At 53.2% G+C, this 20071-nt stretch carries 20 protein-coding genes; 9 read left to right on the top strand and 11 right to left on the bottom strand.

Annotated elements, in window-relative coordinates; genetic code table 11:
- The first annotated feature begins 12 nt into the window (after positions 1–12).
- Genes NDQ72_07570 through NDQ72_07580 form a run of 3 tightly spaced genes read left to right on the top strand, consistent with a single transcriptional unit; the run spans position 13 to position 2662 of the window.
- Positions 13–1278: a cysteine desulfurase gene (locus NDQ72_07570; GenBank protein ID WKD29789.1), complete on the top strand. Its 1266-nt coding sequence runs from the start codon at positions 13–15 to the stop codon at positions 1276–1278.
- Between the two features lie 22 nt (positions 1279–1300).
- On the top strand, positions 1301–1870 hold the full coding sequence (sufT, locus tag NDQ72_07575) for a putative Fe-S cluster assembly protein SufT (GenBank protein ID WKD29790.1): 570 nt from the start codon (positions 1301–1303) through the stop codon (positions 1868–1870).
- Between the two features lie 18 nt (positions 1871–1888).
- On the top strand, positions 1889–2662 hold the full coding sequence (locus tag NDQ72_07580; GenBank protein ID WKD29791.1) for a YdcF family protein: 774 nt from the start codon (positions 1889–1891) through the stop codon (positions 2660–2662).
- 1 nt (position 2663) lies between these two features.
- On the opposite strand, the gene NDQ72_07585 is transcribed toward NDQ72_07580, so the two are convergent.
- From NDQ72_07585 to NDQ72_07600, 4 genes are all read right to left on the bottom strand, one after another.
- Positions 2664–3110, bottom strand: coding sequence for a hypothetical protein (locus tag NDQ72_07585; GenBank protein WKD29792.1), 447 nt, complete (start codon positions 3108–3110; stop codon positions 2664–2666).
- Positions 3111–3197: 87 nt separating this feature from the next.
- Entirely contained in the window at positions 3198–4106 is a 909-nt protein-coding gene (rimK, locus tag NDQ72_07590) for a 30S ribosomal protein S6--L-glutamate ligase (GenBank protein WKD29793.1), read from the bottom strand.
- A gap of 40 nt (positions 4107–4146) precedes the next feature.
- Positions 4147–4587, bottom strand: a complete 441-nt coding sequence (locus NDQ72_07595; GenBank protein WKD29794.1) for a RimK/LysX family protein — start codon at positions 4585–4587, stop codon at positions 4147–4149.
- A 73-nt stretch (positions 4588–4660) separates the two neighbouring features.
- Positions 4661–5710, bottom strand: a complete 1050-nt coding sequence (locus tag NDQ72_07600; protein ID WKD29795.1) for a DUF3549 family protein — start codon at positions 5708–5710, stop codon at positions 4661–4663.
- Between the two features lie 277 nt (positions 5711–5987).
- Between NDQ72_07600 and NDQ72_07605 the strand changes: the two genes are divergently transcribed.
- Positions 5988–6320, top strand: coding sequence for a YqcC family protein (locus NDQ72_07605; protein ID WKD29796.1), 333 nt, complete (start codon positions 5988–5990; stop codon positions 6318–6320).
- A 127-nt stretch (positions 6321–6447) separates the two neighbouring features.
- Here NDQ72_07605 and NDQ72_07610 read toward each other — a convergent pair whose 3' ends face one another.
- The 7 genes from NDQ72_07610 to NDQ72_07640 form a co-directional block, all read right to left on the bottom strand.
- Positions 6448–7074: an outer membrane beta-barrel protein gene (locus tag NDQ72_07610; protein WKD29797.1), complete on the bottom strand. Its 627-nt coding sequence runs from the start codon at positions 7072–7074 to the stop codon at positions 6448–6450.
- Positions 7075–7337: 263 nt separating this feature from the next.
- A complete protein-coding gene (gene putP, locus NDQ72_07615) occupies positions 7338–8828 on the bottom strand; it encodes a sodium/proline symporter PutP (protein ID WKD29798.1) in 1491 nt (496 codons plus the stop codon).
- Positions 8829–9065: 237 nt separating this feature from the next.
- Positions 9066–12731 carry a bifunctional proline dehydrogenase/L-glutamate gamma-semialdehyde dehydrogenase PutA gene (putA, locus tag NDQ72_07620; GenBank protein WKD29799.1) on the bottom strand — a complete coding sequence of 1222 codons (3666 nt, stop codon included), beginning with the start codon at positions 12729–12731 and terminating at the stop codon, positions 9066–9068.
- A 120-nt stretch (positions 12732–12851) separates the two neighbouring features.
- Entirely contained in the window at positions 12852–13010 is a 159-nt protein-coding gene (locus NDQ72_07625; protein WKD29800.1) for a hypothetical protein, read from the bottom strand.
- Positions 13011–13258: 248 nt separating this feature from the next.
- Positions 13259–14152, bottom strand: coding sequence for an AraC family transcriptional regulator (locus NDQ72_07630; GenBank protein WKD29801.1), 894 nt, complete (start codon positions 14150–14152; stop codon positions 13259–13261).
- Between the two features lie 26 nt (positions 14153–14178).
- Positions 14179–14538, bottom strand: a complete 360-nt coding sequence (locus tag NDQ72_07635; GenBank protein WKD29802.1) for a hypothetical protein — start codon at positions 14536–14538, stop codon at positions 14179–14181.
- 262 nt (positions 14539–14800) lie between these two features.
- Positions 14801–15208 (bottom strand): CBS domain-containing protein, encoded by a 408-nt coding sequence (locus NDQ72_07640; protein WKD29803.1) that lies wholly within the window; start codon positions 15206–15208, stop codon positions 14801–14803.
- A 225-nt stretch (positions 15209–15433) separates the two neighbouring features.
- On the opposite strand from NDQ72_07640, the gene NDQ72_07645 reads away from it, so the two are divergent.
- The 5 genes from NDQ72_07645 to NDQ72_07665 all read left to right on the top strand — a co-directional run bounded on the left by NDQ72_07645 (position 15434) and on the right by NDQ72_07665 (position 20065).
- Entirely contained in the window at positions 15434–15979 is a 546-nt protein-coding gene (locus tag NDQ72_07645) for a YqaE/Pmp3 family membrane protein (protein ID WKD29804.1), read from the top strand.
- 87 nt (positions 15980–16066) lie between these two features.
- On the top strand, positions 16067–16936 hold the full coding sequence (locus tag NDQ72_07650; GenBank protein WKD29805.1) for a carboxylate/amino acid/amine transporter: 870 nt from the start codon (positions 16067–16069) through the stop codon (positions 16934–16936).
- Between the two features lie 116 nt (positions 16937–17052).
- Entirely contained in the window at positions 17053–18018 is a 966-nt protein-coding gene (locus NDQ72_07655; protein ID WKD29806.1) for an NAD(+) kinase, read from the top strand.
- 1 nt (position 18019) lies between these two features.
- A complete protein-coding gene (locus NDQ72_07660) occupies positions 18020–19006 on the top strand; it encodes a metallophosphoesterase (protein WKD29807.1) in 987 nt (328 codons plus the stop codon).
- Positions 19007–19213: 207 nt separating this feature from the next.
- A complete protein-coding gene (locus NDQ72_07665; GenBank protein WKD29808.1) occupies positions 19214–20065 on the top strand; it encodes a rhomboid family intramembrane serine protease in 852 nt (283 codons plus the stop codon).
- Positions 20066–20071: the final 6 nt, after the last annotated feature.

Consider the following 20071-nt stretch of genomic DNA (forward strand, 5'->3'; position numbering starts at 1 on the left):
AAGGAGTCATCGATGCCCCATAGCGTGATTGAGAAACCCTCCGTGCTCGCCCCTGCTGCCTTTGATGTTGAGGCGCTGCGCAACGACTTCCCGATACTGAAACGGGAAGTGCATGGAAAGCCGTTGGTATATCTAGATAATGCCGCGACAAGCCAAACGCCCCAGCAGGTTATTGACGTATTCAGCGACTATTACTCGCGTTATAACGCCAATATCCACCGGGGGCTGCACACCTTGTCAGATGAGGCGACAGCTGCGTTTGAAGCCACACGGCATCGCGTTAAGGCGTTTCTCAATGCGGAAGATGCACGCCAGATTATCTTTACGCGGGGCACGACTGAAGCAATCAACCTAGTGGTGCAAAGTTGGGGACGCTCCCAGCTTGCTGCGGGTGATGAAGTGCTAATTTCAATGTTGGAGCATCACTCCAATATTGTCCCTTGGCAGCTATTGGCGGCTGAAATCGGCTTTACCATTAAGGTCATTCCCGTTGAGGCTAATGGGGCGCTAGACATGGCGGCGTACCGCGCGCTGCTCAATGAGCGCACTAAACTAGTGGCAGTCAATCATGTCTCTAATGCGTTGGGCACCATTAACCCAGTAAAAGAGATGGCCACGCTGGCCCATCAGCACGGTGCGCTTATTCTGGTGGATGGTGCTCAGGCAGCGCCGCACCAGCCGGTTGATGTTCAGGATATTGATGCTGATTTCTATGCGTTCTCTGGGCATAAAATTTATGGCCCTACTGGCGTTGGCGTACTGTACGGTAAGCAGACCTTATTAGAAGCGATGCCGCCTTGGCAGGGTGGCGGCGAGATGATTAAAACGGTCTCTTTTGACGTCGGCACCACCTTTGCGGCACTTCCGCATAAATTCGAGGCTGGCACTCCCGCGATTGCGGAGGTGATTGCTTTGGGGCGCGCTATTGAGTGGTTAGAAGGCGTAGGCGTGGAGGCGATTGGCGCTTGGGAAGCCGTGTTGCTGGAACATGCCACTGCAGCGGTAAGCCAAATAGATGGCTTGCGCATACTTGGCACGGCGCCGCATAAAGCTGGCGTGCTGTCGTTTGTGGTCGAAGGCGCCCATTCCCAGGACATTGGGCTGCTGATTGATCAGCTAGGCGTCGCTATTCGTACCGGGCATCACTGTGCGCAACCATTGCTACATCATTTTGGCGTAGATGCTACGTGTCGTGCCTCATTTGCGGCGTATAATACGCTTCAAGAGATAGATACGTTTGTTGCAGCGCTAAAGCGTGTGATTGGAATGGTACGTTAAAGGCCGTCATTTAAGGACCGTTATGGATATTGAGCAAGTGGCCAGCCTTGAACGTGGTCAAAAACTGCCGCTTCAGCGTGATGTTGACGCCATTGCTATTCCGTTTGGCAAAACGGAGACGCTGGCCGAAGACAGCGTTGTCAGCGTGATGCAAGCGAAGGGCAGCTCGGTAAGTGTTGGCTTTGAAGGACGGCTTTATCTTATTGAAGGGCGTAATTTGGATGCATTGGGGCTGGAGCCATTGCCACGCCCAACGCTGCCTGAAAGTGCCAGCGATGAAGAAATTGAACAGTTTGTCTGGGAGCAGTTGCGTACCTGCTTCGATCCCGAAATACCGGTTAATATTGTTGATCTAGGGTTGGTCTATGGTTGCCGTCTTGAGCGCTTGATAAGTGGCGAGCGGATGGTCACTATTCGTATGACGCTGACCGCACCAGGCTGTGGAATGGGCGATGTCATTGCGGCGGATGCGCGAAATAAAATCCTAGGTGCGCCTCAGATTAACAAGGTACATACTGAAATTGTCTTCAGCCCGCCCTGGAGCCGTGACATGATGAGCGACGAAGCCAAGCTTGAGCTCGGCATGTTTTAACCCCTGATGGGGAGCTGGATGCACAGCTTGCTATTACGTTACATAAAACGTTTTTTGATGTCGCTAGGAGCGCTTATGCTGCTGGCGACATTGCTGTTTATAGTTGGTAATTTTTGGGTGGTCGCCAGTACGGCACGCTATATTGATGAGCGCTTTGCAGAGTGCCGACCAACCGATGTGGCGATCGTGTTTGGGACCTCTAATTGGACACGCAGCGGCTTTCGCAACCCACACTTTAACGCCCGTATGCGAACCTCTGCGCGCCTGATTGCCGATCAGCGAGTCAGTCATTTATTGATCTCTGGGGATAATCGTACTCAAGCCTATAACGAGCCTCGCGCCATGTGGCGTGATCTTTATCGTCGCGGTGTGCCAGCAGACCAGCTCACCATGGATTTTGCTGGGTTCAGTACCTATGACACGCTTGCGCGCGCTAGAGATGTCTTTCAGTTAGATAAGGCGTTGCTGGTTACTCAGAGTTGGCATCTTCCCCGTGCGGTTTTTATTGGTCGCGCATTAGGAATGGATGTAACTGGCTGTGTAGCGGAAGAGAAATCTGCTGCTGGGGAGTGGCGGTTGAAAATGCGCGAATGGGTGGCGCGGGTCGCTACGTTAGGTGATCTATATATTTGGGGAAGAGAGCCTTACTTTCTAGGCTCTCCAGAACCTATCGAATTAAACGCTAGTAGCAACGTCGACGAAGTGTCTCGCCTCCCTGTTGGACTTGATATTTACCACTACATTGTGAGGTCGGCGCAGACGTCACATGAGCAGGCGGCGGGGGATCAATAGGCTAGCGATGCATTTTGCGCTTTTGTAAGCTATACAATTCGCGTATTAGCTTGCGGCAACCTTGCATGCACTCTTCCACTACCGGCTCAATGGGGTCGGGCAGGGGGTGAGTGAATAGCGTTGAAAGGGCCTGCATCAGTACACGCTCTTGTTCCAACAGCTCATTGATTAATACCTGGCTATCGTTGCCCACAAAGCTTTTTAAACGGCTCCATAGCCATAAAAAGTCGTCACGCTCAACGTCAGCATCTCGAGGCAGCATTTTTAAGTGCGCACGGGCCAGTTCCTGAAGTTTACGCATCTGGTTTAACCGCTCGGTATAGTGCGGTTTCAGTGCATCACGCAGCGTGGGTCTCAGGCGTTCAATATTATCCTGGAAATAATCAATGCTATCGGCCAGCGCTTCCAGCACGCTGTCCATCGCCACTTGGCGATTGTCGAGAAACATGAGCGTCTACCTCCTTCGGTGACGCAGATTGTGGGGGTGGCAGCGCTAATTTGCCACCCCTAATGCGGATTATTTTTGCATTAAGCCTTAGCCTTTAGGCTTGGGTGGCGCTTTACGCACTGGCATGGCATTTTTTTCGATGTGTTCGATGATCATGCTGGCGATATCTTTGCCTGTTGCATTCTCAATACCTTGTAATCCAGGTGATGAGTTGACCTCCATAATCACCGGTCCATGGTTTGAGCGCAGTAAGTCGACACCGGCAACGCGCAGTCCCATAGCTTTTGCCGCTCGAATGGCCGTTGAGCGCTCTTCGGGGGTAATGCGGATGACGCTGGCGGTGCCCCCACGGTGCAGGTTTGAACGGAATTCACCTTCGGCTGCCTGACGCTTCATCGACGCAACCACTTTATCGCCAATCACCAGACAGCGAATATCGGCACCGCGCGCCTCTTTAATATACTCCTGCACCATGATGTTGGTTTTCATGCCCATAAACGCTTGAATAACCGACTCGGCTGCCTGGTTGGTTTCAGCAAGTACAACGCCGATACCTTGCGTCCCTTCCAGCAACTTGATGACCAGTGGAGCACCCTTGACCATGGTAATAAGGTCAGGAATGTCATCAGGAGAGTGGGCGAAACCCGTGATGGGCAAGCCCAGCCCCTTCCTTGAGAGAAGCTGTAGCGAGCGTAACTTATCCCGTGAACGGGTGATGGCAACAGAGTCGTTTATAACGTAGGTGCCCATCATTTCAAATTGACGCAGTACGGCGCAGCCATAAAAGGTAACCGATGCCCCTATACGAGGAATGACGGCATCAAATGGCTCGATTTCAGCGCCTTTATAATGAATCGACGGATGGTGGGAGGCGATGCTCATATAGCAGCGCAGCGTGTCTACCACGCGAGCGGTGTGCCCACGCTGTTCGGCGGCCTCAATAAGGCGGCGAGTAGAATATAGATTGCGATTGCGCGAAAGCAGGGCAATATGCATGCAGGGCTCCGGGGCCAAAAAATATGGCTAATAAGTTAGTTTAAGGCTCGCCGTGCAAAAATGCAGCCCCAGGGGCTATAAGCAAGCGTCGCATAGCGCGGCGCCCAAGCAGCATGGGATGGCGCATATTGCTACGGTCAGTCAGGGTTAGTTCAACCGGAAAATTTAGTTCACCCAATTGCATCGGGGTGCGAATCACATAACGCCACTCGCTGTGCCCATTAGAGCTGGTAACGCGCCGCCGGTCGTGCAAGTGGAGCTGGTAGCGGTGGGCAGGCGTTTGCGGGCCACCACTATGGGTAATAAAACTTACCCACAGCTGCCCATCCTCATCTTCATGAGTGTCAATCTCTTCGGCATGCAAAGCAGAGGTGCGCGCGCCAGTATCGGCTTTGCAGCAAAGGTGAAGCCCTAATTCAGGTAACGTCACCATTTCACGGCGGCCGATGACTGCTTTGGCCTGATAGGGTAATTCCTTCACGGCATACTCCTGACAAATGAAGGTTTGTCATCAAGAAATGAGTCGATCTAGCGTCTCATAAATAAATAAATAGCTAGCTTCTAGCTTGGTTAATCAACGCACTTAGCCTTAGCTGAATCGCGGAGTCAGGCGGCGCGTCGCGTAGTGTCAGCATAACCAATAGGCGAAGTTTGGGTATCAGTGCAAGGTCGCGTACGACTGCATTAAAATTAGTGCGTTTGTCTTCTGCTAAACGCTGTAAAAGCAACGGTAAACGTTCAGCGTCTTCTAACAATAGCCATCCGCGGCCAGCGATGGCTGCGATAATATCTGGGCCGCAGGCAACGGGGTCATTTAAAAGGCTTGAGTACCATTTGCCGACGCTAGTTGACGGAGTACAGCCCACGGCGCGAACGCAGGCGCACAGGGTTTCTACATCACCATCAATGGCTGCTTGCTCTCCACGCGCCCGTAAGGCACTTACCAGCGGCTCTGCAAGAGGCCTATGCTCCAGGCAATAGCACAGCGAGTGAGCGACACTAGTGGGCAACTGGGGAAGGCGCAGCGCTAGCGCTTCTGATGTGGGTAAGTCGAGGCGTACCACATAATCAGCGATGCCTTGTAACCCTAGTGCTTGCCAGTCAATGGTCTGCTGGCCACTAAGATAGGCCTCGACAGGCTCTAAGTGTTGGCTAGCGGCAAGCTCTAATGCATAACTGGCCTGAGCATTAAGCATTGCTTGAAAAGTAATCTCAGGCGAAAAAGCGAGCGGATTATCCTTCATTAGATGGTCCACGTCAGCAGTTTCTGCCTGGCCTAGCTTATTTTCTAGCTGCGCAGCATTTCGCCCAAGGGTTTCGAGCAAGCGATTAATGAAACCGTCTCGTTGGGCGGGGGATAGCTTGCCTTGTTCATCTAGCGGCAGCGCCAAAAACCAGATGGCTGGTTCAGGCATGTCACCCATACGAAATACTACGCCAAGACGTGCCTGCTGTTGCCAGGGTTCTGGCCAGGCTATCTCGCCGTTTTCAAATGCTCGCAGCGTTTCTCGTGGGCAGTCTGTTACTCGTCGTCCCATATGGTAGAGAGAAACGTCCGCGCCGCTTCGGGTAAAAAACTCATCAAGTGTCTGGATTGGTTGCATGACATCCTTCCGCATTTCAAGCCTGCACTCTACCTTGCTGATGTGTCACTGTCAGCCGCAAACGCTGATTAATCCGTGCTTTATTATCAAAATGGTTAAAAATTGCACAACATGGTGTAACCCGCATGAGAGTAACAGTAGCGACATCTTTCCATAGTTTATCCACAGCCTCTTGCAGGTTTTCTGTGAATAAGGCACAGATTCTGCCAGACGGTTGGCAACTTACCCACAGTGCTGGGATAATAAAGGTTCACATATTCAAATGGAAAAGGTGCTTATGAGCGTCCATCAGCAGCTTCAAACCGCGCTTCTTGAGCTTGAAGCCACTATGAAGGCCGCTAACTTATGGCGTATGCCAACGCCTGAAATTTCAGCATTTAATAGTCAGCAACCCTTCTGTATCGACACGATGTCGCTGCCTCAGTGGATTCGATTTGTTTTTATCGCTCGACTAAATGCACTGATTGATGCCCAGGCCGCTATGCCTGCCAAGTGCGATGTAGCGCCGGCAGTAGCTGCATATCTAATGCAGGAAAAAGTTCGTGCCAGTGACCAGCTACTGGTTGTTCGAGCCGTTGAAAAGATAGATCGGCTAGTTACCGAAAGCTAGGTCGCGCAAATACGAGGAGCTGAAGCCTAGTGTGATGAGGGTATCAGCAAAGACAATGCCCAGCACCGCAAGCAGCGGGACTGGGCATTTTTCATACGATTATGGCGCTAGCATAGCCGTAGCGGTGTTAGAAACGATAGCTTAAGCCTGCCATAACCACTAAAGGATCAATCTCTACCGTGCCTGCAGCGGCACCGTTAACGGTCGCGTCAGTATCGATGTCGATATACCACGCTGCTGCGTTAAGTGCCCAGTTCTCATCGATAAGCAAATCGATACCCACTTGAGCAGCGGCACCCCAGGAGTCGTCCAGTTCCAGTTCGCCTATGGCTAGCTCTTCATCAGAGAAAAAGGTGTAGTTAATACCTGCGCCGACATAAGGCTGTACGCGCGCATCAGTGCCACCTAGCGGATAGTACTGGAGCGTTAGAGTTGGCGGAAGGTGTTTGGTAGAGGCGAGATTGTCACCATTCAGGGCAATATCGTGCTCAAAAGGCAGGGCTGCCAGTAACTCGATGCCCATTTTGTCATGGAAGCGGTAGCCCAGGGTAAATGCGAAATCGGTTTTGTCCTGAACATCAACCGCGAACGCGCCGCCAGCTAATGAACCGTTGTCGCTTTTTGGCTCCACTTTGGCAACACCCACGCGAGTAAAGAAATCGCCAGCGCCGTAAGCTAAAACCTGGCCGCTTGCCATCAATGTGGCTGCTGCAAGTCCAGTGGTGAGCAGTGTTGAAAGAGAGTTATGGCGCATAGCATCGCTCCTGACCATTAATGTGAGTCTTTACAGTGAGTGGTTAACATGAACCGTTGTTCGACATGATCGCGAACCATGCAAAGAGTGTATCGGGTAGAGGAAGGCAGGTTATTGACCTGGGGCAAAGAGTGGAGCTCCGCCGCTAAATAATGGGCTTATAAAAGCGGCTATTAGAAGTGAAAGAGGCCTTCCCGTGGTATGGGAAGGCCTCAATAATCAGCTAAATGTTTAATTAAGCTGAGTGTCTCATTGACGCTCGTCTAGCGATCAATATGCTGATATTCACCCGCATCGGCAGTTATGCTACTAACCACCAAGATGGCAATAAAGGAAGCGATGAAGCCTGGGATGATCTCGTACACGCCGGGACCACCCATAAATTCTCCGTTCCAGCCTAATGCAATCCAAATCATGACGGTAGCAGCGCCCACTACCATGCCTGCAATGGCGCCAGCTCCGTTCGTGCGAGACCACATTAGCGACAGAATGATCAGCGGGCCAAATGCTGCGCCAAAGCCAGCCCAGGCGTTACTTACTAGCCCAAGAACTTGGGAGTCTGGATTTGACGCAATCACAGCGGCCACCAGACCAACCAGTACGACACAGATTCGGCCCACTGTTACGCACTCTTTATCGGTGGCTTCTTTTCTTAGGAACAGACGATAGAAGTCTTCGGTCAATGAGGACGACGATACTAACAACTGGCTGGAAATGGTGCTCATAATCGCAGCAAGCAGTGCCGCATAGAGGAAACCGGTGACCAGCGGGTGGAATAGCAGGTTCGCCAGAATGATGAAGATCGTTTCTGGGTCCTCGATATCCATGCCATTGCGAATTGCATAGGCCCGGCCAAATAGACCAAGCGAGACTGCGCCAATCAGGGAGATAAGCATCCAGCTCATGCCGATATTACGGGCAGTAGGAACATCCTTCAGCGTCCGGATGGCCATAAAGCGCACAATGATGTGGGGTTGGCCAAAATAGCCAAGCCCCCAGGTAACCGCAGAGAGCCAGCCAATAAAGGTTAGTCCTGACGTCCAGGAGAGCAGGGTGGGGTCAACTTCATTGAGCGTCTGCGATGCTTGGGAGAACCCGCCGCCGCCTTCGCCAAATAGCACCACTGCAGGCATGATTACTAGCGCTAGCATCATGATACAGCCTTGCACGAAGTCGGTCATACTCACGGCCAGAAAGCCGCCAACAACGGTGTAGACAAGTACCACGCCAAGTGTAATGAGAATGCCGATAGCGTAGTCGCTCATGCCGCCGATGTTAAAAATACCGGCAAACGCGCTCTCAAACAGTTTGCCCCCAGCGACGAGGCCTGAGGCCGTGTAAACCGCGAAAAAGATGACGATAACGATAGCAGACACCGTGCGCAGTGAAAGCGCACGTGTCGGAAATCGGTTGGCCAAAAAGGCTGGAATGGTAATCGCATTACCGTAGTGAACCGTCTGTTCACGCAGTCGGGGGGCGACCAGGGTCCAGTTGAAGAACGCACCTACCAGAAGGCCAATGCCGATCCAGGCTGATCCCAAACCAGAAACAAACATTGCGCCGGGTAACCCAAGCAGCAGCCAGCCGCTCATGTCCGAAGCGCCAGCCGACAGCGCTGCTACTTGTGGACTGAGGCCACGTCCCCCCAGCATGTAATCTTCTGATGAAGATGTCGCTTTGCGCATGGCATAGATGCCGATGGCGATCATGAGCGCAAAGTAGGCAAAAAGACTAATCCAAACACCGATAGCCATGAAAGTTCTCCAATTTGTCAGGACGGAGCTAGCTCCGACAGGTTAGCGCGCTTGCCGTGCAGAACCGCTAGTAGCACGCATGTTTAACTCCGCTTCTTATTCGTGTAGCAAGGCGCTACCGCTTGGTCCTCGATATTCCTTGCTAGGGAGGCGCCTGTACTAGCCGCCTCCCGGCAACACGAGGTTATTGTCGTCTAAGTTTAGTTGAGAAGCATGGCGCCGACAAAGCCAGCGAGCCTATTCGGCCGTTGCCAGCAAGCTGGCGTTGCCACCCGCTGCAGTCGTGTCGATGCACAGATGACGTTCCACCACGTAGCGATCTGGTGAAATGGTCTGAGTCTCGAGCGGCACGATGGCACCGTCGCGCTTAGCGAGTGCTATCCGCAGTTCATGCGTCCAATCACTTTTGCCAGCCGCGGCGACGGCGGCAATCCCTTCAACCTCGCTTAGTGTATCTGCCGTGATGCTACCGTCGAGCCCAATCACGGGCGCGCCAGCATCGACCAGCGGCTGGACGGCTTGAGCTGCGCCTGGTGCGATCACGACTGCCGTACAGCCCGCGCCAAGCGCCTGTACTGCTTGGGCAGCGGCGATATCCAGCGTTGGCCCAAGGCACAGAACAGCGCCTTTTGGATACATCGCTAAGCGGTTGCTTTCCCCTGTTGGTCCGGGAAGCGTCTGCGGTGTCATGTCGAGGGCCGCTGTCTCGTTAAGGGCCTTACGGATCACGCCGCCTTTACCGGAGAGTGCCTTGCGGAGTACCTCGATCCGATTGGGTCGTACCGCCCAGTTCCGTGCATCTAGCCCATCTAAAGCCGATTGGAGGTCGCTGAGTGAGATGGTTTTCCCCTCAGGAGCCTTGTGGTGCTCGGCGGTGGCAGTGCGGCGGAAGCGCGTGACATAGAGCGGGCCACCGGCCTTGGGCCCGGTGCCCGAAAGGCCTTCGCCCCCGAATGGCTGGGAGCCAACAATGGCGCCGATTTGGTTACGATTAACATAAACGTTGCCGACATGGATGCGCTCGACGATTTGCTGCACACGATCATCGATGCGGGTGTGCAGGCCGAAGGTCAGTCCGTAGCCTTTGCCATTGATGTCGTCGACCACATTGTCGATGTCTCGCGCCTTGAAAGTAGCCACGTGTAGAACCGGGCCGAATATCTCGCGTTCGAGATCCGCAATGCCCCCCACCTCAATGACCGCGGGGGTGACGAAGGTGCCGGTTTGCGGTGCGGACAGTTTCTTCAACACCTTACCTGTCTTCTCGTGCGCTGCTACGTAGTCGCTTATCTCGGCTTGGGCGTCGGCGTCGATCACTGGTGAGACGTCGGTGTCAGTATTCCAAGGATCGCCGATGGTGAGCGAGTCCATGGCGCCATAAAGCATGTTGAGCAACCGGTCGCGCGCCTCTTCCTGCACATACAGCATGCGTAGCGCTGAACAACGCTGCCCAGCCGACTGGAAGGAGGAGATTAAGATATCGCGGACTGCCTGCTCGGTCAGCGCTGTAGAGTCCACAATCATCGAGTTGAGGCCGCCGGTTTCGGCAACCAGTATCGCATCGGGCCCTGCGTTCTGCGCCAGTGCTTTGTGGATAATCTGTGCCACGGGAGTCGAGCCAGTGAAACAGACTCCAGCGATACGTGGATCGCTAGTCAGTGGGCCACCCACCGTGGGCCCATCGCCAGGCAGCAGTTGAAGTGCCGCTTCTGGGAGGCCAGCCTCACGCATCAATTCGACGGCGCGGGCGGCGATCAGCGGTGTTTGCTCGGCGGGCTTGGCAAGTACCGCGTTGCCAGCCACCAAGGCTGCGGCGATCTGCCCAGTGGTGATGGCCAGCGGGAAGTTCCAAGGGCTGATGCAGACGAAGATGCCGCGGGCGCTACCGGGTTCTTCTGCTTCCAGCCGCTCGCCCTCATTGGCGTAGTAGCGCAGGAAATCAACCGCTTCGCGCACTTCAGCGATGCCATCAAACATCATCTTACCGGCTTCGCGGGTGGTGATCACGGTCAGCTCAGCGATATGTTCTTCATAGAGATCCGCGGTACGACGGAGCACTTCGGCGCGCTCGGCCACAGGACGTGCTGACCACTCACGAAAGCCTTCCTCTGCAGCGTCGAGAGCGGCGGCTACCTCCTCAGGGGTGGCCTCATGCACCTTGCCGATAATGCGCGAGCTGTCGGCGGGAGAGACTGCATCGCGAGCTGGGCCTTGGGGAGCAGGATTTCCCACTAGCATGGGGCCTGCTGTCCAGGTCTTGTCAGCAAAGGTTTCCCGCGCATTAAGCAGCGGCAGGATCGAGGCGGGTTCGTTGATACGATAACCCTTGGAGTTCTTGCGATCTGGCGAAAACAGCTCACCGGGCTGGCGGATCAATGGGCTTGAGATGGCCTCGCCAAGCTGTTTAAACCCTTCAACTGGATCTCTTGATACTTCGCTCGGGGGAATTGAGCTATCCACCACTTGGTTGACGAACGAGGAGTTCGCGCCATTCTCTAGTAGGCGACGCACCAAGTAGGCCAGCAGGTCGCGGTGAGCGCCGACTGGGGCGTAGATGCGGCAGTGCGTGCCCTCAGCCTCCTTAACGATGTGGTGCAGCGATTCGCCCATGCCATGCAGGCGCTGAAATTCGTAGCTGTCCTTGTCATCGCCTGCCATGGCCACTACGGCGGCGCAGGTATGGGCGTTGTGTGTGGCGAACTGTGGATAGATCCGGTCGCGCCGGTCGAGCAGCATCTGGGCACAGGCCATGTAGCTGACATCGGTATTGACCTTGCGAGTGAAGACCGGGAAGGTTTTAACGCCCATCTCTTGGGAGAGCTTGATTTCGGAATCCCAGTAGGCACCCTTGACCAAGCGCACCATGATCTTGCGGCCGAACCGCTCGGCAAGTTCGTAAAGTGTTTCTATCACCGGTGCGGCGCGGCGCCCGTAGGCTTGCACAACGACCCCGAAACCGTCCCATCCATCGAGGCTGGGGTCGGACATCAGTGCCTCGATCACGTCGAGCGACAGATCCAGTCGATCCTGCTCTTCTGCGTCGATATTGAAACCGATATTGGCTTTGGCCGCTTGTTTTACCAGTTCCAACGCACGGGGTACGAGCTCTGCCATTACCGTGTCACGGTGGGTGTACTCATAACGCGGATGCAGGGCTGATAGTTTCACCGAGATACCAGGGCTTCCACGTACATCGCCCTTGGCTTGTTTGGCGATCGCAGTGATTGCCTTGGCATAGGCCTCATGGTAGCGGACGGCATCCTCATCCGTGCGAGCCGCTTCGCCAAGCATGTCGTAAGAGTAGGTGTAGCCCTGTTTCTCAAGCTCGCGGGCATTCTTCATGCCTTCTTCGATGGTCTGGCCGAGTACGAACTGGCGGCCGAGAATCTTCATCGACTGACCAACCGCCTTACGCACTACCGGCTCGCCCATGCGGCGTACTAGGCCACGTAGCGCCCGGGTTGGGCCCTTGGGATCTTCTTCCAGCACTTTACCGGTTAGCAACAGCGCCCAGGTCGAGGCATTAACCATCGATGAGGACGATTTCCCCAGGTGTGCGCCCCAGTCGGACGGCTCGATTTTATCGTGGATTAAGTCGTCGATGGTTTCCGCATCAGGCACGCGCAGCAGGGCTTCTGCCAGACACATCAGGCCGACGCCCTCGGTGGTGGAAAGGCCGTACTCGGCGAGGAACGCCTCCATCATCGAGGGAGACCTTTCTTTGCGCACACGCTCCACGTAGTTGGCACCGGCGGCAGCAACTTTACGTCGGTCATCCTCTGACAGCTTGATGCGTTCGATCAGCTCATGCAGCACCGCTGTTTCATCGGCGTCATAGTTGCTGCGGATGCGTGAGCGAAGATCACTCACGTCGCTATGCAAATTAAGATTAGTTTTGTTCATGATGGGGTTCTCCTTGCAAGTCGACACGTCAGCATTGCTGAGCTGTTCACTTATCGCCAAGCGCCAGAAACGACGCGTTACCACCCAGCCCGGCAGTGCTGTTGGTGATTGTTTTTTCAGTCACAAAACGCTGTAGGTAGTGTGGGCCAGCGTTGAGAGCCTTGATTCACTGACGAAGGCATCCTCATCGACAAGATAATGATCACTGATACGCTCCATAAGCGTATCAAGATCAGTTTGCCAGATGGCAGGGTCACGCATTTTCTTGGCATTGAGCATTGAGGCCCCCATAAGTCTAAACAGAAAGCGAAAAGCTGAATCAAATAACCGAAATAAAGCGATGGTAGGGCGCTGCGCCCAAGATAACGGTCGAATGTAGAGCGAGCTGCCATTAGGTGTATGTCGTTTTCATGGCAAAACGTGTCAAATTCTCGGCAAGAAACGCTTTTTAAGACTTTAGTTTAGTCTCTAAACGGCTGCCAGCACGCAAAATAGCGTGTTATGTGCCCAAGCTAACTGCTTCATCACTAGCGAAATGAGAGTGCGCCAGTCTTGACGCTTGCTCCTGAAGAAGGCGCGGAAGATGCTAACGAGGTTGCACCGGATGTTGAAGACGGCGCTAAGTGGGTAGCCGAATCGAGCGGCGGATTGGTTGCACCTACTCCTTGGCGTAGCTGGCGGGGAGACAAGCCGTAACTACGCCGAAAAGCATGCGAAAGAGCGCTTTGATTGGCAAAGCCTGTTTGAATGGCTATGTCAGTGAGTGGTAGACGGCTTTGTAATACAAGCTGCCGAGCTGCGTGTAGGCGTTGGCGTCGTACATACTGCCAGGGTGACAGGCCCGTTTGGACGCGAAAGCGTTCAGAAAAGTGTGCCTCACTAAGGCAAGCCAATTTTGCTAAATCAGCTACTCTCAGCTCATCGGCCAAGTGGTGGCGAATAAATCGATCGATTTGATCAAGATTGAGCCGCCGTTGTGATGCGCTCTCTGAGGCGCCCAGGCGAGCCTTTAATGAACCTAACAGCGTGGCAGCAAGCCGGTCCTGCTGAAAAGACATTGCCGACGTGTCAAATCCTTGGGCGAGCTCGCTTTCTACGAAAGCAAGGTAGTGGCGCAATGGGTTGTCGAGTGCAAAAAAACGCGGTGCATCAAACAGTGCTACCAACTCGCGGTGTTCGCCCGTTAAAGCAGGCGCATCTTCAGGTAGATCCAGTATCAGTTGACGATTGTAGCCATTACCTGAATAGAAGTGTTCGTGATTCGCGGGAACAATGCAGCCTGAAAATGCGTTTACCCGGCCGCCGAGGCCTTCGATTTCAAATTCTGAAGAGCCGCACAGCGTAATGACGATTTGGTGAAAATCGTGGGAGTGATGTTTTGTGGCACTTTCTAAAGGGATTTGACGAATAGTACTCGGCATGGGGTCTCCTCGACACGACTGGCCTGTTACTGCTGGCGCAGCGCTGTGTGTGCCGCTAAATGATCACGTAATGCTTTCAGTTCCTCGTAACCCTCTTGGTTAAGTAACGGTTTGCTTCGAGCAATTTGCCAATGGCGCCCGTGGGTGTCCATTAAATGTGATGCACGACGGCGGACACTCTCTAGGTACTCATCGTGGCGAATGGGGTAACCAATGATGGCATTCCACTCCGTTTCACTGATGCTGCTTTCCAGCGCTTTGTCGAACAAATTGATCAGATCGTTAGGCTCAGTGCGGTAGCGTGGCGTACCTACTGTCATTAATATCACCAGCACGCCACCTATTACCAGCAAACAGACGCCAAACACTAAAAGGTACAGCGCCATACTACACTCCCTGCAAAATCAGTATCAGCATTCGTTTAACAATGCACGACAGTATACGCCTGCTGCTCGTTAAGACGAAAATTTTGCAGTTTCGCGAACTTTTCCCCTACAAGGTGTCAGAGTGTGTACAGGCAACATCGCGATAGCAGTCGTTAATAGTGTTGTTCTGGCTATTGTTTTCGATCCCTTGCTTCCGCTGCTTATCAAGCAGCGGTTTTTTTTGCTTATCAATCGGTCTTTTTCTGACGTAGTACGGCAGTAGTTAGTGTCGGCGAATCGTTAGCAGCGCCATTAAGATGTCGCGGCGCGTGACAATCCCCACTAAACGTTGCTGCTCCACAACGGGGTAAACCTTTGGTTTTGCTCCGAGCATTTCCTGCGCTAAGTCGGTGATACTTTTATTGGGCGTTGTGGTGAGCACGTCTTGGCGCATTAACTCACGTACCAGCGGCGCTTCATCATCGTGGTAGATGCTGTCCAATACGCGACCCATCACATCCTGTTCGGATATAAAACCAATCAGCCGATCAGACGCATCTACCACTGGAGCGCCTGGTAAGCGATGCAATGCCAAACCTTGAGCTAAGTTGGTGATAGAGGTTTGGCCAGTGACGCGGTAGCAGTCCCGTGACATGACATCGCGTACGGTATCGGGGGTTTTATTATTCATCTTGACACTCCTTGACGTAATACGCGCAGTTTCACTCTAAAGAAGAGTAGAGCAATAACCGCTTGCGGCATGAAAGCCATGAATCACAAGAACTATGAGTCACAAGACCTATGAGCCACGAGACCTATAATTCTATTAATGTAGAAGATTTAACTCACCCTGCGTTGTCCTTATTATTGATACATTCAACGCTTTGCTTCATTCCAGAAGCTGCAAGGAGTCAGTATGGACGCACGTGAATACCTCAATCGCAAAGGCGTTGGCATAGAAAGAGACCCTGAACGGCCCAACACATTAGAAGAAAAAGCGTGGGAGAGAGCTCGTGGGGCAGGTAGCCAGCGTCCAAAATCCGGTACACCACATGATTGGGAAGACTGGGAGCGCCATCACGACGATTTGGCAGACGGCGCGGAAACGCTAGAGCAGAAAATTGATAAAGAGGCTCACCAAAAAGCACTAGCTAAAGAGAAGCAGCAAGCTAAGCAAGCGCAAGCGGCGGTAGAGCACTTTACGCCTACCGCGCAAACAAATGAGACGGATAGTGCGCTTAAGCATCAAACCCCATCACCCATTGCTTCTGAAGGCGTGCCAGCATCGCCTCAACCGACATCGGTTCTGTTTGCCTACCGCGCGTTAGCCGTTTTGCTACCACCTTTGGCCGTTGGGCTAACAGAGGGCGGGGCAAAACGTGTTGCCCTTAGTGTTGTGTTGACGTTGTTGGGCTGGCTTCCTGGCGTAGTGCATGCGTTTATATGGTTAAAAAAGCACTAAGCTAGCGATTCTTCGTCTATAGCCCATTGGCAGTTGTTGTGAAGCGCGTATAATTCCAGTCAACTTTTCTTTTGGGTGGGGTTTACTATGGGCTACCTTGTTGGCGTGACGGCGCTGTGGGCGTTCTCATTCTCGTTGATTGGTGTATATCTGGCAGGCCAAGTAGACAGCTACTTTGCGGTGCTTGTACGGGTAACGCTCGCCATGCTGGTGTTCCTGCCATTTTTACGGCCCAGTTTGCTGCGTGGAAAACAGCGTTTAGCGTTAATGGCGCTGGGTGCGGTGCAGTTAGGCGTCATGTACACCTTCTTCTATCACTCGTTTTTGCTGCTATCGGTTCCTGAAGTTCTGTTATTCACGATTTTCACGCCAGTTTATATTGCGCTTCTAGATGACCTAATGTTTAAGCGCTTCACGCCTATTTATCTAGTGACCGCACTATTGGCGGTGATTGGAGCAGGCGTGATTCGTTACGATGGTATTGATAGTGGGTTCTGGCTGGGTTTTTTGGTAGTGCAGGGGGCTAACCTCTGTTTTGCGTTAGGTCAGGTTGGCTATCGTCGTCTCGCGGCTGATTTGCCGCCTACCTTGGCGTGGCATAACGTGTTTGGCTGGTTCTTTATCGGCGCAATGCTCGTGGCACTCCCGGCCTTTTTGCTGTTTGGTAATACGGCAGCGCTGCCCAGTACACCGGTGCAATGGAGTGTATTGGCATGGCTTGGGCTAGTCGCTTCTGGTGTGGGTTATTTCGCTTGGAACCAAGGAGCCACCAAGGTTGATGCAGGAACGCTGGCAATAATGAACAATGCGCTGGTGCCTGCTGGTTTGGTGGTTAATCTGGTGATTTGGAACCGAGATGCAGATATAGGCAAGCTACTATTGGGTGCCGCTATCATGGCCGCTTCCCTGTGGTTAAATCACTGGTGGTTGCAGCGTCGTCGCGCTATACCGGTCTAACTAATTCAAGCTATTGTTTTTGCCCAGAGTAGCCAGCGGTTTCGCGTTGCGCTGGGCAATTTGCTCGACACCCTCATACTCTCCATAATGTGGGCTGATGCCAGCGAGAGTTGTCCATGTCTAACACCCCATCGTCAGGTTTAGCACCCTTGAGCCAGGCCGAACGCACGCAGCCTTTAGAAGAAGCGCCCCTTAAAAAAGCGACGTCCTTTAAAACAATCGGCTTAATCGGCCGCTTAGGCAGTGACAAAGTGGTCGATTCGCTTAAGCGGTTGGTCAGCTATCTAGTTGCCCACGATTATAAAGTTCTGATTGAAGACCGGACCGCAACGGTGCTACCGAACCATGGGCTGCCTGAAGCCAGCCGCCGCATGTTGGGGGAGCTGTGCGATTTGGTCATCGTTGTGGGGGGGGATGGTAGCCTTCTCGGGGCTGCCCGCACGCTATGCCTTAGCGGTACGTTGATGTTAGGCGTGAACCGGGGGCGGTTAGGCTTTTTAACGGATATTTCCCCTGATGAGCTGGAAAGCCGGGTTGGCGAAGTGCTGGCGGGAGAGTTTGAAGTTGAAGAGCGTTTCTTGCTAGATGCCGTGTTGTACCGAAATGGTAAAGCGGTGGGGAGTGGTGCTGCGCTCAATGAAGTGGTGGTTCATCCCGGTAAAGCGGTGCGCATGATTGAGTTCGAACTGTTTATTGATGGACAGTTTGTGTATAGCCAGCGTAGTGATGGCTTAATTATTGCCACGCCCACTGGTTCAACTGCCTATGCGCTTTCTGGCGGCGGGCCAATCATGCACCCCAAACTGGATGTAGTGACGTTGGTGCCTATGTTCCCCCATACGCTGTCGAGCCGTCCTATTGTGATTGACGCTGCCAGTGAAATCCGTGTCCACATTGGTGAAACCAATCAGACCTATCCCCATATCAGTTGCGACGGACAAACTCGTGCCGTGGCGAAACCTGACGATGTGCTCGTTATCCAACGAAAACCAGAGCGCGTTCAGCTCGTGCATCCTATTGGGCATAACTTCTATGAAGTGTTGCGCAGTAAACTCGGCTGGAGCCATCGGCTAGGGGATTAATATGGAGGGCTACGATTTAATCGGGGATGTACATGGCTGTGGTGCAACACTGGCAGCGTTATTAGAACGGCTTGGCTATCATCAGCGGGGTGGGGTGTATCGTCACCCACGCCGAAAAGTGATTTTTTTAGGCGATTTAATTGATCGTGGTCCGCGTATTCGTCTAGCGGTTACCATCGCTCGCCGGATGGTTGAAGAGGGCGAAGCATATATTGTTATGGGTAACCATGAATATAATGCTCTGGCCTATACGCATCCTGCGCCCCCTGGGAGCAACAAACGTTGGCTGCGCGAACATACGCCGCGCCATAACCGTATTATTGAAGACACGTTGGCCCAGTACCGAGATTATACCAATGAGTGGGAAGACACCTTGGCGTGGTTTAAGACGATTCCACTCTGCCTTGAGCTGGATGGGATTCGTGTGGTGCATGCCTGCTGGGATGACGAGTTGATTCGACAGCTTAAACAGCGCGCGCCCAACGCCTGCATGGACAACCACTTTCTGGTTGAGTCCACTGACCCCTCAACACAAGCCTTTCGTATACTTGATCGCCTAACCCGTGGGCCTCATATACCGTTACCAAAAGGCATTGCGATACACTCAGGCGATGGCTTTACCAGGCAGAGTTTTCGTGCGCACTTTTGGTCAGCGAACCCCCAGCAGTGGGGGGACGTGGTATTTCAGCCAGATAACCTTCCTGGTGACCTAGAGACCAGAACGCTGACCGATACTGAACGCCAGCGCCTTAGTTATTACGGCCCAGAACAGCCCCCTTTATTTATCGGCCATTACTGGTGCGAGGGTATTCCCGCCTTACCAGCACACAACATTGCCTGCTTGGATTATAGTGCGGTGAAATTTGGCCGTTTAGTGGCTTATCGCTGGAGCGGAGAAGCGCGGCTCAATGCTGATCATTTTGTATGGATACAAGTGCCAAAAGAGGAGCGTGCACTGCCTAAACCGTGGGAAATAGATTTTGATTAATAGCGATATTGTTAATCTTTACACTCGGTTACATATTTTTTTCAAAATAGCTGAACTAACGGTGTTGTCGGTTATCAGAGTAAGTGTTCCCTTGAATGATCCCTTGCTTTTTGATCCGGCGGCCCCCTCCGCCGGATTTTTTTCGTCTATCCGTTGGTGACGCGGCGTGATGTTACGCCGATTCTTATTGGTTGAAAGGAACCTGCCATGCATCCAGTAATGCTTTTACCCACGGGCGCGGACACAAAAGAGCTGCGTAAAGCGCTATGGCACTACCGCATTGGTCACCGCATTACCGATGAAGCAGATGGCCAGCTGCTATGGGTTGCCGACCCGCGCCAGCATGATGAAATGAGATCGTTGGTGAGCCGCTGGGAGCGAGGTGAGCCCCTGATTACGACGACTGTTCGACCCCGTCACCGAAGCGGGATGACTCGCTTGGTACCGATGTTGCGCCAAGTACCGGTTACAGCGCTGATGATTGGTATTAGCCTAGTTATTTTTGCCCTAACAGGGGTATTTGGCGACTTACTCATTGTAGGGCTGACCATCGTGCCAGTGGGCGTTTCAGGTGGGCAGCTCGTATATGGCAACCTTAGTGACACAATAATGTCTGGCCAAGTATGGCGCTTACTGTCGCCTGCGTTTTTACACTTTGGCTGGATGCATTTGATCTTCAACCTAATGTGGGTATGGTACTTCGGGCGTCAAATCGAGCAGCTCCAGGGTAGCCGTACCATGCTGCTACTGCTTCTGGTTGCCGGTATTGGCGCTAACATTGCGCAATATGTCACTGGCACCGTGCTGTTTGGCGGTATGTCGGGTGTGGTTTACGCCCTGTTGGCCCATGTATGGCTGATGTCTTATCGTGCCCCGCAAAGCGGATTTTTCGTCCCCCAGATGCTAGTCGTCTTCATGCTGGGCTGGATGGTGTTCACCATGACCGATATTGCCGGTAGCGTGGGTTTTGGCAACGTAGCGAATGAAGCGCACTTGGGCGGGCTGCTCGTGGGGCTGGTCACAGGCTGGTATTATTCATCCAAACGAAGCAAACATTAAAGGTGC

This window comes from Halomonas sp. KG2, from assembly GCA_030440445.1.
In the GTDB taxonomy this organism is placed as follows: Bacteria; Pseudomonadota; Gammaproteobacteria; order Pseudomonadales; family Halomonadaceae; genus Vreelandella.